The sequence below is a fragment of the Streptomyces sp. S186 genome, from assembly GCF_051603415.1.
In the GTDB taxonomy this organism is placed as follows: Bacteria; Actinomycetota; Actinomycetes; order Streptomycetales; family Streptomycetaceae; genus Streptomyces.
Genome location: NZ_CP193932.1, coordinates 4,837,067 through 4,853,893, shown reverse-complemented (window position 1 = coordinate 4,853,893; position 16,827 = coordinate 4,837,067). Strand labels below are relative to the sequence as shown.

General features: G+C 72.8%; 15 protein-coding genes and 1 tRNA gene. 7 read left to right on the top strand and 9 right to left on the bottom strand.

Annotated features, from left to right (window positions below):
• Positions 1-16: 16 nt before the first annotated feature.
• Positions 17-1,285 carry a glycosyltransferase gene (locus ACRAS8_RS21005; protein ID WP_438487534.1) on the top strand — a complete coding sequence of 423 codons (1,269 nt, stop codon included), beginning with the start codon at positions 17-19 and terminating at the stop codon, positions 1,283-1,285.
• Between the two features lie 370 nt (positions 1,286-1,655).
• On the opposite strand, the gene ACRAS8_RS21000 is transcribed toward ACRAS8_RS21005, so the two are convergent.
• The 8 genes from ACRAS8_RS21000 to galU all read right to left on the bottom strand — a co-directional run bounded on the left by ACRAS8_RS21000 (position 1,656) and on the right by galU (position 7,514).
• Positions 1,656-1,877, bottom strand: coding sequence for a hypothetical protein (locus tag ACRAS8_RS21000; protein ID WP_438487533.1), 222 nt, complete (start codon positions 1,875-1,877; stop codon positions 1,656-1,658).
• 330 nt (positions 1,878-2,207) lie between these two features.
• Positions 2,208-2,280 (bottom strand) — tRNA-Ala (locus ACRAS8_RS20995).
• A 76-nt stretch (positions 2,281-2,356) separates the two neighbouring features.
• Positions 2,357-3,400, bottom strand: coding sequence for a divisome protein SepX/GlpR (sepX, locus tag ACRAS8_RS20990; protein WP_438487532.1), 1,044 nt, complete (start codon positions 3,398-3,400; stop codon positions 2,357-2,359).
• Between the two features lie 163 nt (positions 3,401-3,563).
• Positions 3,564-4,187 carry a GNAT family N-acetyltransferase gene (locus tag ACRAS8_RS20985; protein ID WP_438487531.1) on the bottom strand — a complete coding sequence of 208 codons (624 nt, stop codon included), beginning with the start codon at positions 4,185-4,187 and terminating at the stop codon, positions 3,564-3,566.
• 14 nt (positions 4,188-4,201) lie between these two features.
• Positions 4,202-4,702: a MogA/MoaB family molybdenum cofactor biosynthesis protein gene (locus tag ACRAS8_RS20980; RefSeq protein WP_438487530.1), complete on the bottom strand. Its 501-nt coding sequence runs from the start codon at positions 4,700-4,702 to the stop codon at positions 4,202-4,204.
• On the bottom strand, positions 4,699-5,181 hold the full coding sequence (gene moaC, locus ACRAS8_RS20975; RefSeq protein WP_438487529.1) for a cyclic pyranopterin monophosphate synthase MoaC: 483 nt from the start codon (positions 5,179-5,181) through the stop codon (positions 4,699-4,701). Before moaC ends, ACRAS8_RS20980 begins: the two co-directional genes overlap by 4 nt.
• 103 nt (positions 5,182-5,284) lie before the next feature.
• Complete coding sequence (gene glp, locus ACRAS8_RS20970) at positions 5,285-6,607, bottom strand: molybdotransferase-like divisome protein Glp (RefSeq protein WP_438487528.1); 1,323 nt, start codon at positions 6,605-6,607, stop codon at positions 5,285-5,287.
• Between the two features lie 4 nt (positions 6,608-6,611).
• A complete protein-coding gene (galU, locus tag ACRAS8_RS20965; protein WP_438487527.1) occupies positions 6,612-7,514 on the bottom strand; it encodes a UTP--glucose-1-phosphate uridylyltransferase GalU in 903 nt (300 codons plus the stop codon).
• A 143-nt stretch (positions 7,515-7,657) separates the two neighbouring features.
• Here galU and ACRAS8_RS20960 point away from each other — a divergent pair, with 143 nt between their 5' ends.
• Entirely contained in the window at positions 7,658-8,224 is a 567-nt protein-coding gene (locus tag ACRAS8_RS20960; protein ID WP_438487526.1) for a 5-formyltetrahydrofolate cyclo-ligase, read from the top strand.
• A gap of 106 nt (positions 8,225-8,330) precedes the next feature.
• Here ACRAS8_RS20960 and ACRAS8_RS20955 read toward each other — a convergent pair whose 3' ends face one another.
• A complete protein-coding gene (locus ACRAS8_RS20955) occupies positions 8,331-11,066 on the bottom strand; it encodes a penicillin acylase family protein (protein WP_438487525.1) in 2,736 nt (911 codons plus the stop codon).
• Between the two features lie 187 nt (positions 11,067-11,253).
• On the opposite strand from ACRAS8_RS20955, the gene ACRAS8_RS20950 reads away from it, so the two are divergent.
• From ACRAS8_RS20950 to ACRAS8_RS20930, 5 genes are all read left to right on the top strand, one after another.
• A complete protein-coding gene (locus tag ACRAS8_RS20950) occupies positions 11,254-12,792 on the top strand; it encodes a potassium/proton antiporter (RefSeq protein WP_438490556.1) in 1,539 nt (512 codons plus the stop codon).
• A 366-nt stretch (positions 12,793-13,158) separates the two neighbouring features.
• Positions 13,159-14,469 (top strand): MFS transporter, encoded by a 1,311-nt coding sequence (locus ACRAS8_RS20945; RefSeq protein ID WP_438487524.1) that lies wholly within the window; start codon positions 13,159-13,161, stop codon positions 14,467-14,469.
• A gap of 148 nt (positions 14,470-14,617) precedes the next feature.
• Entirely contained in the window at positions 14,618-14,962 is a 345-nt protein-coding gene (locus tag ACRAS8_RS20940) for an FmdB family zinc ribbon protein (RefSeq protein WP_438487523.1), read from the top strand.
• A 162-nt stretch (positions 14,963-15,124) separates the two neighbouring features.
• On the top strand, positions 15,125-15,958 hold the full coding sequence (locus tag ACRAS8_RS20935) for an S-methyl-5'-thioadenosine phosphorylase (RefSeq protein ID WP_438487522.1): 834 nt from the start codon (positions 15,125-15,127) through the stop codon (positions 15,956-15,958).
• 294 nt (positions 15,959-16,252) lie between these two features.
• On the top strand, positions 16,253-16,495 hold the full coding sequence (locus tag ACRAS8_RS20930; protein WP_438487521.1) for a hypothetical protein: 243 nt from the start codon (positions 16,253-16,255) through the stop codon (positions 16,493-16,495).
• Positions 16,496-16,827 lie beyond the last annotated feature (332 nt).

The window sequence follows — 16,827 nt, the reverse complement described above, 5'->3', positions numbered from 1 at the left end:
AACCAAGGCCGATCCCATGAACATCCTCATCACCGCCGCCGGCTCCTACGGCGACATCGCCCCGTACACCGGCCTCGGCGCCCGCCTCCGGGCCGCCGGCCACGAGGTCACCCTCGCCACCCACGACGGCTTCGCCCCCGTCGTCCGCGCCGCCGGCCTGGAGTTCCGCAGCCTCCCCGCCGACCCGCGCGCCGCCCAACCTGCGGACCCGGACACCCGCGGCACTCCCACCACCCGCCGCGCCCTGATGCGCCGCGCCACCGCCTTCATCGAACAGCTCGGCACCGGCATGGCCGACGCCGCCTCCCCCGGCACCGAACTGCTCCTCCTCTCCACCACCACGGCCCCGCTCGGCTGGCACCTCGCCGAGGCCCTGGACATCCCCTCCGCCGGCGCCTACCTCCAACCCACCACCCCCACCCGCGACTTCGCCCCCGTGGTCGGCGGCGGCCGCTCGCTCGGCGGCTGGGGCAACCGCGCCGCCGGCCGCCTCTCCCTGCGCGTCGTCGACCGCCTCCACACAGCCGCCGCACGAGCCCTACGCGCCCGCCTCGGCCTGCCACCGGCCACCCCGCATACGATCCGCCGCCGCGTCGAAGCCGCCAACTGGCCCATCCTGCACGGCTTCAGCGAACTCCTCGTCCCCCGCCCCGCCGACTGGCGCCCCGGCCTGGACATCACCGGCTACTGGTGGCCCCACCTCGCCCCGGACGCCCAACTCCCGCCCGTCCTGGAGGACTTCCTCACCTCCGGCCCACCCCCGGTCTCCATCGGCTTCGGCAGCATGACCACCGACGACGCCGAACACCTCACCACCCTCGCCATCCGCGCCCTCCGCCGCGCCGGCCTCCGCGGCATCCTCCTCTCCGGCAACGCCGCCCTGACCACCCCCGACTCCCCCTCCGACGACATCCTCACCCTCCCCACCCCCGTCCCCCACGCCCTCCTCTTCCCCCGCGTCGCCGCCGCCGTCCACCACTGCGGCGCCGGCACCTCCGCCGCCGCACTCCGCGCCGGCATCCCCTCCGTCCCCGTCCCGTTCACCGCCGACCAGCCCTTCTGGGCCGCCCGCCTGGCCTCCCTGGGCGCCGCCACCGCCGCCCTCCCCTTCCCCACCCTCACCAAGCTCCCCCTCGACGACGCCGTGACCCGCCTCGCCACCGCCCTCACCGAAGCCACCACCACCCCGTCCCTCCGCGCCCACGCCCAGTCCGCCGCCCACCACCTCACCACCGAAGACGGCCCCACCACCGCCCTCAACCTCCTCCCCCACCCAACCCCCTGACCCCGCGCACACGAAAAAGCCCCCACCGGTCAATCCCGGTGGGGGGCTTCCATGCGCGGTTGCTATGGCTGTTGCTGTCCTGCTGTTTTGCTGCCGGACCTGAGGGACTCGCCCCCTGCCCCCTCGTTCCGAACGACATGCAGCCGCGGCATTACGAGCCGGGCCCCGCTACCTCCTCAAGCAGGAAGGTCTCGTCTTCCCCGAAGTCCGGGGCCTGGAAGGGGTTTGTCGTCGGAGGCGGCGATGCCGCCGTGGCACAGCGGGGTTGCCCTTCCGGGGCGGAGAACAGCGACGTCAGATCGATGAGAGGTCTCCCTTTCGTGACAGGTCCCCGAAGGGGCCTGGCATGCCGTGACCGGGCACAGCGGCCCTACAGCTTGGTCATCTTGGCGTACGGGCTCAGGATCCGCATTTGCGCCGAGCCGAAATCCACGAGCGCCGCGATTCCGTCCTCGATGCCGATCACCCGGCCGAGGCCGTACATGTCGTGTGTGACCTGGTCGCCCGTGGCGAAGTGCTTGGGAGCCAGCGTGACCGGGGCCTTGAAGGGACTGGTAGGCAAATGACGCTTCGGTGCAGCAGGCTTTGTCATTGCCCCCAGTATGCGCCTCCACGCATCCCGTTGGCTGCGTCCGTCCGCGTCCGATGCTCGACACCGCCCCGGACGGCAACCACCGCTTTGGCCTCCGGACCAAGTGATCACGGCCCTGACCTGCTACTTCCCGGCCATCACCGCAGACCGGCCGCGTGCACCACCGTGCACCCGAATTGCCCGTGGACCCCCGCCCGTTCGGGCGCGGGAGTGGCACGGCCTACGGGCGCCCGCGCAACCGGCCGACGTCACGGCAGGTGCTGAACTTCACTGCCGCACGAGACCAAAGAACCCCTGCCGGATCTCTCCGACAGGGGTTCTGACGTGCGGTGGACCTGAGGGGACTCGAACCCCTGACCCCCTCGTTGCGAACGAGGTGCGCTACCAGCTGCGCCACAGGCCCTTGCGACGAGTGAAACTCTAGCATCCCGTTCGCCGTGCTCGGAAATCGCTTCCGGTGCTGGTCAGTGGGGCGCCCGTCACTCGTTCGCCGCGCGTGGGCGGTCCTCGTTCTCGTACTGGTCGAAGAGGGGGGTGCGGCCGCGGGCGCGGCGGCCCGGGTGGGTGGGGCGGTCCTGCGCGGGGTCGGGCTGCGGACGCTCGGGGGCGGAGCTGGAGCGGGCGGAGCTCCAGGCGTCGTCGGCGTCCAGGTCGACGTGGCTGGTGGCGCGCGGGGCGACCGGCGCGGTGACGTAGGTGGGCAGCGGGACCGGGACGGGCTCCCAGCTGCCGGCGGCGGGGCGCGGGCGCTCCCGTTCGCGCTGCTGGTCGACCCACTCGGCGTGGTCGGTCTCCTCGACGAGGGCGCGGGCGCCGGCGGTGTGCGGGGGCGGCGCCGGGCGGGACGGCTCGGGGGCGGCCTCGGCGGCGTCAGCGCGGGCGTCGGGCCGGTGGTCGTCGGCGGGCGGCTGGTCGGCCGCCTGGTGAGGGCGGGGTCGGCCCTCACGCAGCCGTCGCGCTGCCGCCTCCGCCTTGCGCTGGTCCATGGTGAAGACGAAGCGGCGGCGCTCCTGGGCACGCAGGTAGACGATGTAGGCGGTGAGGAGGGCCGCGGGGAGGGCGGGGGCCCAGAGGAAGGGGACGCCACCGACGGCCGCGGCGACGGCGCCGGCGGTGAAGGCGAGGAACAGGACGGTGATGGTGCGCCGGCGGCGGGCCAGGACCTTGGCGCGCTTGGTGCGCTCGGCGAGCGAGGGGCGCGGCGGGGCGTTGTGGGCGCGGGTGGGGATGTCGTCGGGGGGTTCCGGGGCCGGTGCGGGGTCGGCGAAGGACCGGGCGTCGGCCGGGTCGTCCGCGGCGTCCGGTTCCTGCTCGTCGCCCGCGCCGTCGGCGGGGGACGCCCCGTGCTCCTTGTCGTAGCGGCGCTGCATGGCCGCGCGTCCGGACAGGAGCCGGATGGCCGTGCTGAAGCGCTCGGTGGGACGGGCCTCGTTGAGCTCGTCCTGTCTACGGAGCCACATCGGCACCAAATAGGCGGCCCAGGCCCCGACGATGACTGCGTAGATGAGGCCGCTGCTTCTCACAACTCACACGGTAGAGGGGTTTGCGTGGGGCCATCCGCCAATTGGGCCGGTGTGTCGCACGATCTGGCTGATATCTCGAACTTTTTTTGTGATTGTTGCGATGGAGTTGTGGTGAATGGGGCACCGCGAGCGGGGTAGCGCGGGCGTAATTCGAACAGGTTTTTTATTTGTGGGATGTGTCGGTGCGGTCGGCTGCGCCGCGGCGTCGGCTCCGCCAGCGGTTGAGGAGCCCTTCGGGCACTTCCTCGGTGGTCAGCGCGAAAACCGCGTGGTCGCGCCAGGCACCGTCGATGTGGAGGTAGCGCGGGCGGATGCCCTCCTCGCGGAAGCCGAGTTTCTCCACCACGCGACGGCTGGGGGCGTTTTCCGGCCGAATGCAGACCTCGATGCGGTGCAGTCCGACGGTGCGGAAACAGTGGTCGACGGCGAGCGCCACCGCGGTGGGCATGACGCCCCGCCCGGCGACTTCCTGATCGACCCAGTAACCGATATGGCCCGAGCACATCGAGCCCCAGGTGATACCCGCGACGGTGAGCTGCCCGACCAGCCGGCCGCGGTATTCGACGACGAACGGCAGCATCCGGCCGGCGTGCGCCTCGGCCCGCAGATGCCGGACCATCTGCCGGAAGGTGGGGCGGTGCGGCACCGGGACGCCGGGCGGGGCCGGCGGGACGGTCGCCTCCCAGGGGCGCAGCCAGTCGCGGTTGCGGCGGTTGACCTCGCGCCAGGGGCGCTGGTCGCGCAGCCTTATGGGGCGGAGGGAGATCTCTCCGTCCGTCAGGACCACCGGCCAGGGCGTGTTCAGCTGGGGCTCCCGGAGGGTCTGGGGTGGTCGCCGCCGCGGATCTGGTCGACGGCGTGCGGGAGGAGTTCGGCGAGGACGGCCAGGCCGTCGCGCACCCCGCCGGCCGAGCCGGGGAGGTTGACGATCAGGGTGCGGCCGGCGACGCCCGCCAGGCCGCGGGAGAGGGCGGCGGTGGGGACCTTGGCGCGGCCGGCGGCGCGGATCGCCTCGGGGATGCCGGGGACCTCGTAGTCCAGGACCCGGCCGGTGGCCTCGGGGGTGCGGTCGGTGGGCGAGATGCCGGTGCCGCCGGTGGTCAGGACGACGTCGTAGGCGGCGGCGACGGCGTCGCGCAGGGCGGCCTCGACGGGGTCGCCGTCGGGGACGACCCGGGGGCCGTCGACCGCGAAGCCCATCGCGGTCAGACCCTCGGCGAGCAGCGGGCCGCCCCTGTCCTCGTAGACACCGGCGGCGGCGCGGTTGGAGGCGGTGACGACCAGGGCGCGGACGGGGCTCACGGCCGGCTCCAGTCGCCGGACTTGCCGCCGGTCTTCTCCTCGACGCGGATGTCGGAGATCACCGCGGCCTTGTCGACCGCCTTGACCATGTCGACGACGGTGAGCGCGGCGACCGAGACGGCGGTCAGGGCCTCCATCTCGACGCCGGTGCGGTCGGTGGTCTTGACGGTGGCGGTGATCTCGACGGCCTCGTCGGTGACGGAGAGGTCCACCTTCACCCCGGAGACGGCCAGCGGGTGGCACAGCGGGATGAGGTCCGGGGTGCGCTTGGCGCCCATGATGCCGGCGATACGGGCGGTGGCCAGGGCGTCGCCCTTGGGGACGCCCTCGCCGCGCAGCAGCTCGACGACGCGCGGTGCGACCAGGACGCGGCCGCTCGCGCGGGCGGTCCGGGCGGTGACGTCCTTGCCCGAGACGTCGACCATGCGGGCCGCGCCGGCCGCGTCGACATGGGTGAGGTGTTGCTGGCCGCTGCTCATCGTTCTCCCGGTCCATACTGCCGCCTGTGGGACGACACCGTACCCCCGGTCGGCGCAGCGCACCCGACGCGGGCGGGGCCGCTGCGGGTGCCCCCGTCCGGCGTCAGCAGGGGCCGAGCGGGATGACCTCGACGGTGGCGTCGGCGGGGACCTCGGTGGTGTCCTCGGGGACGACGATCAGGGCGTCGGCCCGGGCCATGGCCCGGATGAGGTGGGAGCCGCTGCCGCCGACGGGGGTGACCGTGCCGGCCACCGGGTCGTGGGTGCCGCGGAGGAACTGCCGTCTGCCGCGGGGCGAGGAGCCGAGCGGCTCGGTGAGGCGGGCGCGGACGGTGCGGCGGTGCACCTCGGGATGGCCCATGAGCGTGCGGATGACGGGGCGGACGAAGAGCTCGAAGGAGACGTAGGAGCTGACGGGATTGCCGGGCAGGGCGAGCAGCGGGATGCGGTCGGGACCGATCAGGCCGAAGCCCTGGGGCTTGCCGGGCTGCATCGCGATCCGGCGGAACTCGACCCGGCCCTCGTCGGCGGAGAGCCCGGTCAGGGTCTCCTTGACGACGTCGTACGCGCCGACGCTGACCCCGCCGCTGGTGACGAGGACGTCGGCGCGGGGGTACTGATCCTCCAGGGTGGCGCGGAGGGTCTTCGCGTCGTCGGCGACGGCGCCGACGCGGTAGGCGAGCGCGCCGGCCGCGCGGGCGGCGGCGGTGAGCTGGAAGCTGTTGGAGTCGTGGATCTGGCCGGGGCCCAACGGCTCGCCGGGCGGGACGAGTTCGCTGCCGGTGGAGAGCACGACGACCCGGGGGCGGCGGCGGACCGTGACGGTGTCCAGGCCGAGGGCGGCGAGCAGGCCGAGCTGGGTGGGGCCGAGGACGGTGCCGGCGGGCAGCGCCGGCTCGCCGGCCTGCGCGTCGCTGCCGGTGCGGCGGATGTGGGCGCCGGCGGCGGCCGGGCGGTGCACCCGGACCTCACCGCCGGCGTCCTGTGGGGCGGCGCTGTGGGCGCGCATGGTGGCGGCCGGTCCCTGGCCGGTGCCGCCGTCGGTCCACTCGACGGGGACCACCGCGTCGGCGCCGGGCGGCAGCGGGGCGCCGGTCATGATGCGGGCGGCCTGTCCGGGCCCGACGGTGGGCGGCTCGCCGCTGCCGGCGGCGATGTCGCCGAGGACGGCGAGGGTGGCCGGGGCGTCCTCGGCGGCGTCCGCGACGTCGGCGGCGCGGACCGCGTAGCCGTCCATGGAGCTGTTGTCGAACGGCGGCAACGGCAGCGGGACGGTGAGGTCCTCGGCGAGGACGCAGCCCTGGGCGTCGAGGAGTTGGCGGGTGACCGGGGCCGGCGGGCGGAGCCGGGCCAGGATGTCGTCGAGGTGTTCGGCCACCGACCAGACGCGGTCAGGGTGGGAGGTCCGGTCGGTGGAGCCGTTCAACGTCCTACATCTCCTCGGTGACGTAACTGCGCAGCCAGGCCCGGAAGTCGGGGCCCAGATCCTCACGTTCGCATGCCAGTCTGACAATGGCACGCAGATAGTCCCCGCGGTCCCCGGTGTCATAGCGGCGGCCCTTGAAGACCACGCCGTGCACCGGTCCGCCCAGCTCGGGGTGGGCGGCCAGCACCTGGAGGGCGTCGGTGAGCTGGATCTCGCCGCCGCGGCCGGGGGCGGTCTTGCGCAGCACCTCGAAGACGGCCGGGTCGAGGATGTAGCGGCCGATGATGGCGAGGTTGCTGGGCGCCTCGGCCCGTTCGGGCTTCTCGACCAGGTCGGAGACGGTGACCACGTCGTCGTCGGCGGTGGGGGCGGCGGCCGCGCAGCCGTAGAGGTGGATGGTGGCGGGGTCGACCTCCATGAGGGCGATGACCGAGCCGCCGTGCTCCTCGCGGACCTCTATCATCCGGCTCAGCAGGGGGTCGCGGGGGTCGATGAGGTCGTCGCCCAGGAGGACCGCGAAGGGCTGGTCGCCGACGTGCGGTGCGGCGCACAGCACGGCGTGGCCCAGGCCCTTGGGGTTGCCCTGGCGGACGTAGTGGATGGTCGCCAGGTCGCTGGACTCCTGGACCTTGGCGAGCCGGGATCCGTCGCCCTTGCGGTGCAGCGCCTCTTCGAGTTCGTAGTTGCGGTCGAAGTGGTCCTCCAGGGGACGCTTGTTGCGACCCGTCACCATGAGGACGTCGGTGAGCCCGGCCGCCGCCGCCTCTTCCACCACGTACTGGATGGCGGGCTTGTCGACGACCGGCAGCATTTCCTTGGGCGTTGCCTTGGTCGCCGGCAGGAACCTGGTGCCGAGCCCTGCTGCCGGGATGACAGCCTTGCTGATCCGTGCATGCGATGGGGTCATGCGCGACACCCTAACCGGCCCGGACGGGCCGATGATGAGCGTCCGGTCAAGTGATCAAGAGAACCCGAGCGAGGCCCACGGTGAGCGTTGAGCACGAGGAAAAGCGCAGGTTGCGGCGGGATCTCCGGGAGGTGAGGAGGGGGTTGCCGGCCGAGGTCGTCGCGGCCCGGGGCGTGGCGCTGGCCCGCCGGGTGCGGGAGCTGGACGAGCTGCGGACGGCTCCCGTGACGGGCGCCGGGGACGCCGAGGTCGCCGCGCCGACCGTGGCCGCGTATGTCTCGATCGGCGGCGAACCGGACACCCGGGCCCTGATCGACGCGCTGCGGGCGGCCGGGGTGCGGGTGCTGCTGCCGGTGCTGCTGCCGGACAACGACCTGGACTGGGCGGTATACGAAGGCCCCGAGCATCTGGCCCCGGCGGGCTGGGGGCTGCGGGAGCCGGACGGGCCGAGGCTGACGCCGGAGGCGGTCGCGGAGGCGGACGTGGTGCTGCTGCCGGGGCTGGCGGTGGACCGGACGGGGCTGCGGCTGGGCCGCGGCGGCGGCTCGTACGACCGGGTGCTGGCGCGGCTGGAGCGGTCCGGGCGGCCCACGTCGCTGGTGGTGCTGCTCTACGACGACGAGGTGCTGGAGCGGGTGCCGGCCGAGCCGCACGACCGCCGGGTGCACGCCGCGGTGACGCCGTCGGGGGTGCACCGCTTCCGGCACTGACCGCCGCGCCGGACGGAGCCGGAATCGGCCGGATGTTTCACGTGAAACGGCGTCGGGCGGGCCGGTGGAGTCCGGCCCGCCCGACGCGGTGAGGTGTCCGCCGCCGTCACGGCGACAGGGTCAGGGTGTCCTTCCCGGCCTTCTTCACGGCCTCCTCGCTGAACGCCCAGGGCAGCAGTTCGCCCTTGGCCCACTTGTCGGTCTGGTCGTAGTAGTGGGCGTGGTAGGCGTGCCCGGAGGCGCCGGTGAGGTTGATCCAGCGGGACTTGTCGAGGTCGGCGAGGTTGACCACCATCCGCATGGACGGGACCCAGGTGACCTTGTAGCCGCCGGAGGCGTTCCAGCCGGTGGCGTCGACCGCGGCCTCGCCGCCGCCGAGGTTCCACGGCCCGCGGTTGAGCAGGTCCTGGAGGAAGCCCGGCCCGTCCTTGCCGAGGGTCTGGTGCGTGAGGTCCATCTGGTGCAGACGGCCCCAGGTCCAGTTGTCGATGTTCTTGCCGAGCTTGGAGGTCAGCTCGTAGCGGGCGTCCTTCATGGCCTGGGCGAGGAGCTCGTCGCGGTTCTTCAGGCCGGGGTGGCCGGGCCGGTCCTCGGTCTGCCACCAGGCGTTCTTGGGATCGTCGAGGATGGTGCGGACGACCTCGTACCAGCGGTCGCCGCCGTCGGGCTGGGCGGTGTCGCCGTCCCGCTCGCCGCACTCGCGGACCAGCTTGTTCTGGGTATCGGCCGGGCCGGTGTCGCCGGCCGGGCGGACGTAGAGGCACTGGCCCTGGACACGCAGCTCCTTGGGCATCTTGTTGCCGAAGGCGAGCTTGAGGGTGTTGCGCCAGACGGCGTTGAAGTAGGCGGCCGCGGCGGAGTCGGGCTCCTGGGTGAAGTCCCAGCCGCTGAGCAGCTGCTGGGCGTCGCGGACGTACTTGTCCTTGATGTCGATCTTCGTCAGGTAGGGCGTGAGCAGCCGGGCGATCTCGCTGCTGTTGTCCTTCTGGAAGGTCTGCATGTCGTCGGTGGAGACCTTGCCGCCGTCCTTGATCTTGGACTCGATCAGGTCGTTGATCCGCTGGCTGCGGGCGCCGTAGCCCCAGTCCCTGGTGATCACGTAGGGGTACTTCTCGTCGACGACGGCCTGGTTGGCGGTGACGATGAAGCCGCGCTTGGGGTTGTACTCGTACGGCAGGGCGCTCTGCGGGATGAAGCCCTTCCACTGGTAGGCGGGGTCCCAGCCGGGCGCCGGGGAGGTGCCGTCGCCCTTGCCGCGGACCGGGATGGCGCCGGGGGCCTGGTAGCCGATGTTGCCCTTGGTGTCGGCGTAGACGAGGTTCTGCGAGGGGACCTCGAAGTCGGCCGCGGCCTTGCGGAAGTCGGTCCAGTCCTTGGCGCGGTTGAGCGCGAAGACGGCGTCCATGGACTTGCCGGGGGTCAGCGCGGTCCAGCGCAGGGAGACGGCGTAGCCGTCGCCGCGGTCGGGCGAGCCGTTGACGACGGGGGCGTCCTTGCCGACGTTGGTCAGTTCGCCGTCGCGGTCGGAGACGATCGGGCCGTTGTTGGTCGAGCGGACGGTGATCTTGCGGCTCTCGCCGCCGGCGACCTTGATGGTCTCCTGGCGGGTGGCGAAGGGGCGCTGCTTGCCGTCGTAGAGGTAGCCGTCGGCGTTGATCTTCTCCAGGTAGAGGTCGGTGACGTCGGCGCCCAGGTTGGTCATGCCCCAGGAGATGTTCTGGTTGTGGCCGATGACGACGCCGGGCATCCCGGAGAAGGTGAAGCCGGCCACGTCGTAGCTGCACTTGGGGCCGGTGGTGCGGCAGTGCAGGCCCATCTGGTACCAGAGCGAGGGCATCTGCGGTGCCAGGTGCGGATCGTTGGCGAGCAGCGGCTTGCCGGTGGTGGTGTGCTCACCGGAGACGACCCAGGAGTTGGAGCCGATGCCGTTGCCGTTGGGGCCGAGCAGCGCCGGGACCCGTTCGAGGGTGGTGGACAGCGAGGAGAGCTGCTTCTGGAGGCCGCCGGCGGCGCCGCGCGCGGTGCGGTCGCCGGTGCCGGTGCCCGTACCGGTGCCGGTGGTGGTGCCGCCCTTGGGGTCGAACTCCTTGGTGGCCGGGTCGACGCCGCCGCCGTCGACGATCGGCCGGTTCCGCTGGTACGGGTACTGCGGGTAGAGCTGGGCGATCTGCTGCGGGGTGAACCGGCTGGACATCAGGGCCCGGTCGATCTCGTCCTTCATGTTGCCGCGCAGGTCCCAGGCCATCGCCTTGAGCCAGGCGACCGAGTCGACCGGGGTCCAGGACTCGGGCTTGTAGTCGTTGGTGAAGCCGAGCGCGGCGTACTCCAGGGAGAGCGCGGAGTCCTGGTGGTCCTTGAGGTAGGCGTTGACCCCGGCGGAGTACGCCTGGAGGTACTTCTTCGTGGCCGGCGCGAGCTTGGTGTCGTATTCCTTCTGCGCGACCTCGTGCCATCCGAGGGTGCGCAGGAACTCGTCGGTCCTGATCTGGCTCTTGCCGAACATCTCGGAGAGCCGGCCGGCCGTCATGTGGCGGCGGACGTCCATCTCCCAGAAGCGGTCCTGGGCCTGGACGTAGCCCTGGGCGCGGAAGAGGTCCTCGTCGGTGTCGGCGTAGATCTGCGGGATGCCGTTGCCGTCACGGACGACGTCCACCGGGTCGGTCAGGCCCGGGAGTTTGAGCGATCCCGTGGTCTCCGGGAAGGAGGCGCGGACGGTGCTGACACCCCAGTACGCGCCGAAGCCGATGCCCGCCACGAGCAGCAGCACGACCGTGAGCGCGACGAGGCGGCCGCGCCGCCCTTTCTTCTTTTTGGGGGCAGGACCGGTCTTGTTGGCGGGCATCTCTGTCCTTCGAGGGGCAGGGTGGGAGTGCTGGAGCAACCATAGGCGCACCGGTTTGTCGACCCCTACGCGGAGTCACCGGCGGGCACATCAAACTTTCAAGCAATGGTAAATTGTTAGGGTCAGTAACTAGATACGGTAAGGACAAGCGGCTCATCCCCACCAAGGCGCGAGGAAGGATCAGCTCCTGACTGTCGAACACCTCAACGAACTCCTGCTGATCTGCTCACTCGTACTGCTGGTAGCAGTCGCCGCGGTACGGCTCTCCTCGCGCAGCGGGCTCCCCAGCCTGCTCATCTACCTGGGGATAGGCATCGCGATAGGGCAGGACGGCATCGGCGGCGTCGTCTTCGACAACGCCGAACTGACCCAACTCCTCGGCTATGCCGCCCTGGTGGTGATCCTCGCCGAGGGCGGCCTCGGCACCAAGTGGAAAGAGATCAAACCAGCCCTGCCGCGGGCCGCGGCGCTCTCGACGGTCGGCGTCGCGGTGAGCGTGGGGGTCACCGCGGCCGGCGCGCACTACCTCGCCGGGCTCGGCTGGAAACAGGCGCTGCTGATCGGCGCGGTGGTGTCGTCCACGGACGCCGCGGCCGTCTTCTCCGTACTGCGCAGCGTCCCGCTGCCGGCCCGTCTGACGGGTGTCCTGGAGGCCGAATCCGGCTTCAACGACGCCCCGGTGGTCATCCTCGTCGTGGCCTTCTCCACCGCCGGCCCGGTGGAGCACTGGTACGTCCTGCTGGGCAAGATAGCGCTGGAGCTGGCGATCGGCGCCGCCATCGGCCTGGCCATCGGCTGGCTCGGCGCGTACGGCATGCGGCACGTGGCGCTGCCCGCCTCCGGCCTCTACCCGATCGCGGTGATGGCCATCGCGGTCTCCGCGTACGCGGCCGGCGCGCTGGCGCACGGCTCCGGCTTCCTCGCCGTCTATCTGGCCGCGGTCATCCTGGGCAACGCCAAGCTGCCGCACGCCCCGGCCACCCGCGGCTTCGCCGAAGGGGTCGGCTGGATCGGCCAGATCGGCATGTTCGTCCTGCTGGGCCTGCTGGTCACCCCGCACAACCTGCTCGACGACATCGCGCCCGCGCTGCTGATCGGCATGATCCTCACGCTGGTCGCCCGCCCGCTGTCCGTCGTCGCCTCCCTGCTGCCCTTCCGGGTGCCCTGGCAGGAGAAGACCCTGCTGTCCTGGGCCGGGCTGCGCGGCGCGGTGCCGATCGTGCTGGCCACCATCCCGATGGTGAGCGACGTCCCCGGCAGCGAGACGGTCTTCAACATCGTCTTCGTCCTGGTCGTCGTCTACACCCTCATCCAGGGGCCGACGCTGCCCTGGCTGGCCCGCCGGCTGCGGCTGGGCGAGGGCGAGGAGGCCGCCGACCTGGGCATCGAGTCGGCACCCCTGGAGCGGCTGCGCGGGCATCTGCTGTCCACGTCCATAGGCCCCACCTCCCTGATGCACGGCGTGGAGGTCGGCGAGCTGAGGATGCCGGCGGGCGCCGCGGTCACCCTCGTCGTCCGCGACGGCACCAGCTTCGTGCCCTCCCCGGCGACCGTGCTGCGGCGCGGCGACGAGCTATTGGTGGTCGCCACCGACCCGGTGCGGGACGCGGCCGAGCGGCGGCTCCAGGCGGTGTCCCAGGGCGGCAAGCTGGCCGGCTGGCTCGGCACCACCGGCACGCCGCCGCGGGCCGAGGAGCGGCGCGTCCGCCGGCGCGAGGCCGGGTGAGCCGGGCGGGCCCCGGCCCGCCCCCGTGCCCCGGGTGCGGCCGACTTGCCCGGCCAAGCTCCGAATGTGCGCTATCTCTCCACGGATACCAAGGAAAACAGCCGTGAAGCCCTGGTTGATCCCAGGGCTTCACGGCTTTGGACCTGTACAATGCCAGAAGGAATTTTGTACGGATCACGAACCAACTCTGCCTGACGCAGAGCTGGCGCGACCGCTCGGCGGCCGCGGTCCCCTGCCACACGCAGCCACCCTCCCCGGTGCGGACCACGCGGTATCACTCGGTCCTGCGCGAGAGGACAGCTCTCGGCGCGCACCCGTGACGACCTCGCGGGGCGGCGCGCTACCAGGCGGCAGAAAGGCCCGGCCGTGGCATCCGCGGTCAAGGACTCCCGTCCCGGATACGGACAACTGTTGCGCACGCCCGGTGCGTGGACCTTCTTGCTGCCCGGGTTCCTGGCCCGGCAGCCGTTCGCGATGCTGACCATCGGCATCGTCCTGCTCGTCCAGTCCACCACCGGCTCCTACGGCAGCGCCGGCGCGGTCTCCGCCGCCACCGGTGTCTCGATGGCGCTCTTCGCCCCGCAGAGCGGCAAGCTCGCCGACCGCTTCGGCCAGCGTGCGGTGCTGCTCCCCGGCGTCCTGGTGCATGTCGCCGGCGTCTCGACGCTCATCGCCCTGGCCCTGGCCCACGCCCCCCTGTGGGCGCTGATCGCCGTCGCCGTCCCCACGGGCGCCTCGACGCCGCAGGTCGGCCCGATGGTGCGGGCCCGCTGGGCGGCGAAGCTGGGCGGCAGCCCGCTGATGTCCACCGCCGCCGCCTTCGAGTCGGTGACCGACGAGTTCACCTTCGTCGTGGGCCCGGTGCTGGCGACCGCGCTGTGCACCGGCGTCCACCCGGCGGCCGGCCTGGTCGCCGAGGCCGCGCTCACGCTGGCCGGCGGCCTGCTGTTCGCCTCCCAGCGGCGCACCCAGCCGCCCGTCCACCGCGGGCGCGGCGACGACCAGCCGCGCGTCTCCGCGCTGTCCGTCCCCGGTGTGCGCGTCCTGATCGTGGCGTTCCTGGGCATCGGCTCGGTCTTCGGCGGCATGCAGGTCTCGCTGACCGCGCTCACCGAGCACATCGGCCAGCCCGGCATCAACGGCGTCCTCTACGGGATCTTCGCGTGCGGCAACATGCTCGCCGGCGTCGCCTGCGGCGCGATCGCCTGGAAGGTCGGCCCGCGCCGCCGCCTGCTGGTCGCCTACGGGCTGCTGGCGCTGGCCACCACCCCGCTGTGGGCGGTCACCGCGGTGCCGCTGCTGGGCGCGGTCGGCCTGGTCGTCGGCCTGTGCATCGCCCCGGCCCTGATCACCGGCTACACCCTCGTGGAGTCCCTGGTCCCGGCCGGCGCCCGGACCGAGGCGTTCACCTGGCTGACCGGCGCGGTGGCGCTGGGCCAGGCGGCCGCGGCCACCTCCGCCGGCCAGCTGGCGGACCGTTTCGGCCCGAGCTCCGGCTTCCTGGTGCCGCTGGCCGGCACGGCGCTGGCCCTGGTGGTGCTGCTGTCCCTGCGGGCCCACCTGGCGCCGCGGCCGTCGAAGGTCGTCGCCGGGTCGGCGGCCACGGCCGGCAGCGACGCCGGTGCCCCCGCGGACACCGCCTCCGACGAGCGGGAACGCGCGCTGAGCCGGGCCTGACCGGGCCGCGACGCGGGCCCCGCGCCGGGCGTGCGGCCGGGCGTGGGGTCGGTCACCGTAGGGCGTTCACGGTGGACGGGCGCGCCGGAATACTGCAATATGGAGCGTCGTTAGCACTCAATGAGTGAGAGTGCCAGGAGGAAGTCAAGTGCCGACCTACCAGTACCAGTGCACCGCGTGCGGCGAGGGCCTTGAGGCCGTGCAGAAGTTCACCGACGACGCGCTCACCGAGTGCCCCAGCTGCAACGGACGCCTCAAGAAGGTGTTCTCGGCGGTCGGCATCGTCTTCAAGGGCTCCGGCTTCTACCGCAACGACAGCCGCGGCTCGTCGTCCAGCAGCAGCCCGGCCGGCAGCTCCTCCTCGTCGAGCAGCTCGACCTCGTCGTCGTCCTCGACGGCCTCGTCGGACTCCTCGTCGTCGTCTTCCTCGGCCGCCTCCTCGTCCTCGGACAGCAAGTCCGCGGCCCCCGCGGGCGCCGGCTCCGCCGCCTGACCCGCGGCAGCGGTCCGGCTCGCACACCGACGCCGGCAGACGGACCTCCGGGCCCCGCCACTCCCCCACAGAGGAGCGGCGGGGCCCGCCGCGTTTCCCGGGCCCGCCGCCCGTTCCGCGACCGGTCCGCGGGCCGCCGCCGTGCCCCGATAGTGTGACCGCATGGCTGACGCGGAGATTGGCGTTATCGGCGGGTCCGGGTTCTACTCCTTCCTGGACGACGTGACCGAGATCACTGTGGACACCCCCTACGGGCGCCCCAGCGACTCCCTCTTCCTCGGCGAGATCGCCGGCCGCTCGGTCGCGTTCCTCCCCCGGCACGGCCGCGGCCACCACCTCCCGCCGCACCGCATCAACTACCGCGCCAACCTCTGGGCACTGCGGTCCCTCGGCGTCCGCCAGGTCCTCGGCCCGTGCGCGGTCGGCGGACTGCGGCCCGAATACGGCCCCGGCACGCTGCTGGTCCCCGATCAGCTCGTGGACCGCACCAAGGCCCGCGTCCAGACGTACTTCGACGGCGAGCCGCTTCCGGACGGCAGCGTGCCCAACGTCGTCCACCTCACCTTCGCCGACCCGTACTGCCCCGACGGCCGCCGGGCCGCCCTCGGTGCCGCGCGCGGCCGCGACTGGGAGCCGGTCGACGGCGGCACCCTCGTCGTAATCGAGGGCCCGCGCTTCTCCACCCGCGCCGAGTCGCGCTGGCACGCCGCCCAGGGCTGGTCGGTGGTGGGCATGACCGGCCACCCCGAAGCCGTCCTGGCCCGCGAGCTGAGCCTGTGCTACACCTCGCTGACCCTGGTCACGGACCTGGACGCGGGCGCCGAAGCCGGCGACGGCGTCTCCCACGAGGAGGTCCTCAAGGTCTTCGGCGAGAACATCGGCCGCCTGCGCGAGGTCCTCTTCGACACCGTCGCCGCACTGCCCGCCACCGCCGACCGCGCCTGCCCGTGCACGGACGCGCACCAGGGGTGGGATCTGGGGATCGAGCTGCCGTAGCGGTAGCCGTAGCAGTTGCTGAGGTGGGGCGTCCGGCCGTTGCGGGGCTCGGGGGTCCGGCGGTCGCTGGGGTGAGGCGGTCGGCCGCTGCGGGGCTGGGGGTCCGGCCGCTGCGGGGTGGTCTCCGTTCTCTGCGGGCCGGGGTGGTGCAGGTTTCCCGCCTGGCGGGTGACGGAGTTGTCCACAGGCGTGGGGTCGTCCACAGGCCGGAGCAGGCGGCGGCGGATTGCGGCACGGTGGTGATCGCCGGGTCCGAACCGCGGGCCCGCTTCCGCACCCCAGGCGGTGATGACCATGCCCTCGCCCACCCCGACCCCGCCGCTGCCCACTCCCCCACGGTGTGAAGTGCCGCACTTCGCCCCGGTCCGCGTGGGCGGCATCCGCGCCCGATGGCGCGGGCCGGCCCGCCGGCGCCTGCTCGCCGCCGCCCTGGCCGCGACCGCCGCAGCACTGGCCACCGGCCTGTCGCACGACCCGGTCCGCACCGCGTCCGCTCCCCCCACCTGCCCCGCCGCGGCACCCTGCGGGAGGTGGTGACGGTGCCCGGGCCGCGCCAAGATCGAGTGGCGTCCACCGTCCGGGGACGCGAGACTTCTCCGAGTGGCGGGGCACCTGCCGCGCGCCCGTTACGAGGGCGCGCCCGCACCACCGATACCGATGCCGCTGTCGGCACCGCCGCACCAATCGCCGCCGCGAGGGCTCTGCCGAGCGGACGGATCCGCCGCCCCCGTACGGGTATCCGCGCCGGTATCCGCACGTGCCCGCTGGTCGCTCGCCGGTTCGTGTGGCGCAGTTGGACACCGCTGCCCCGCCCTGCCGTATGTTGCGGTGCTGATTGTCGGTGCACCGTCCGGAGCAAGCGTGGAAAG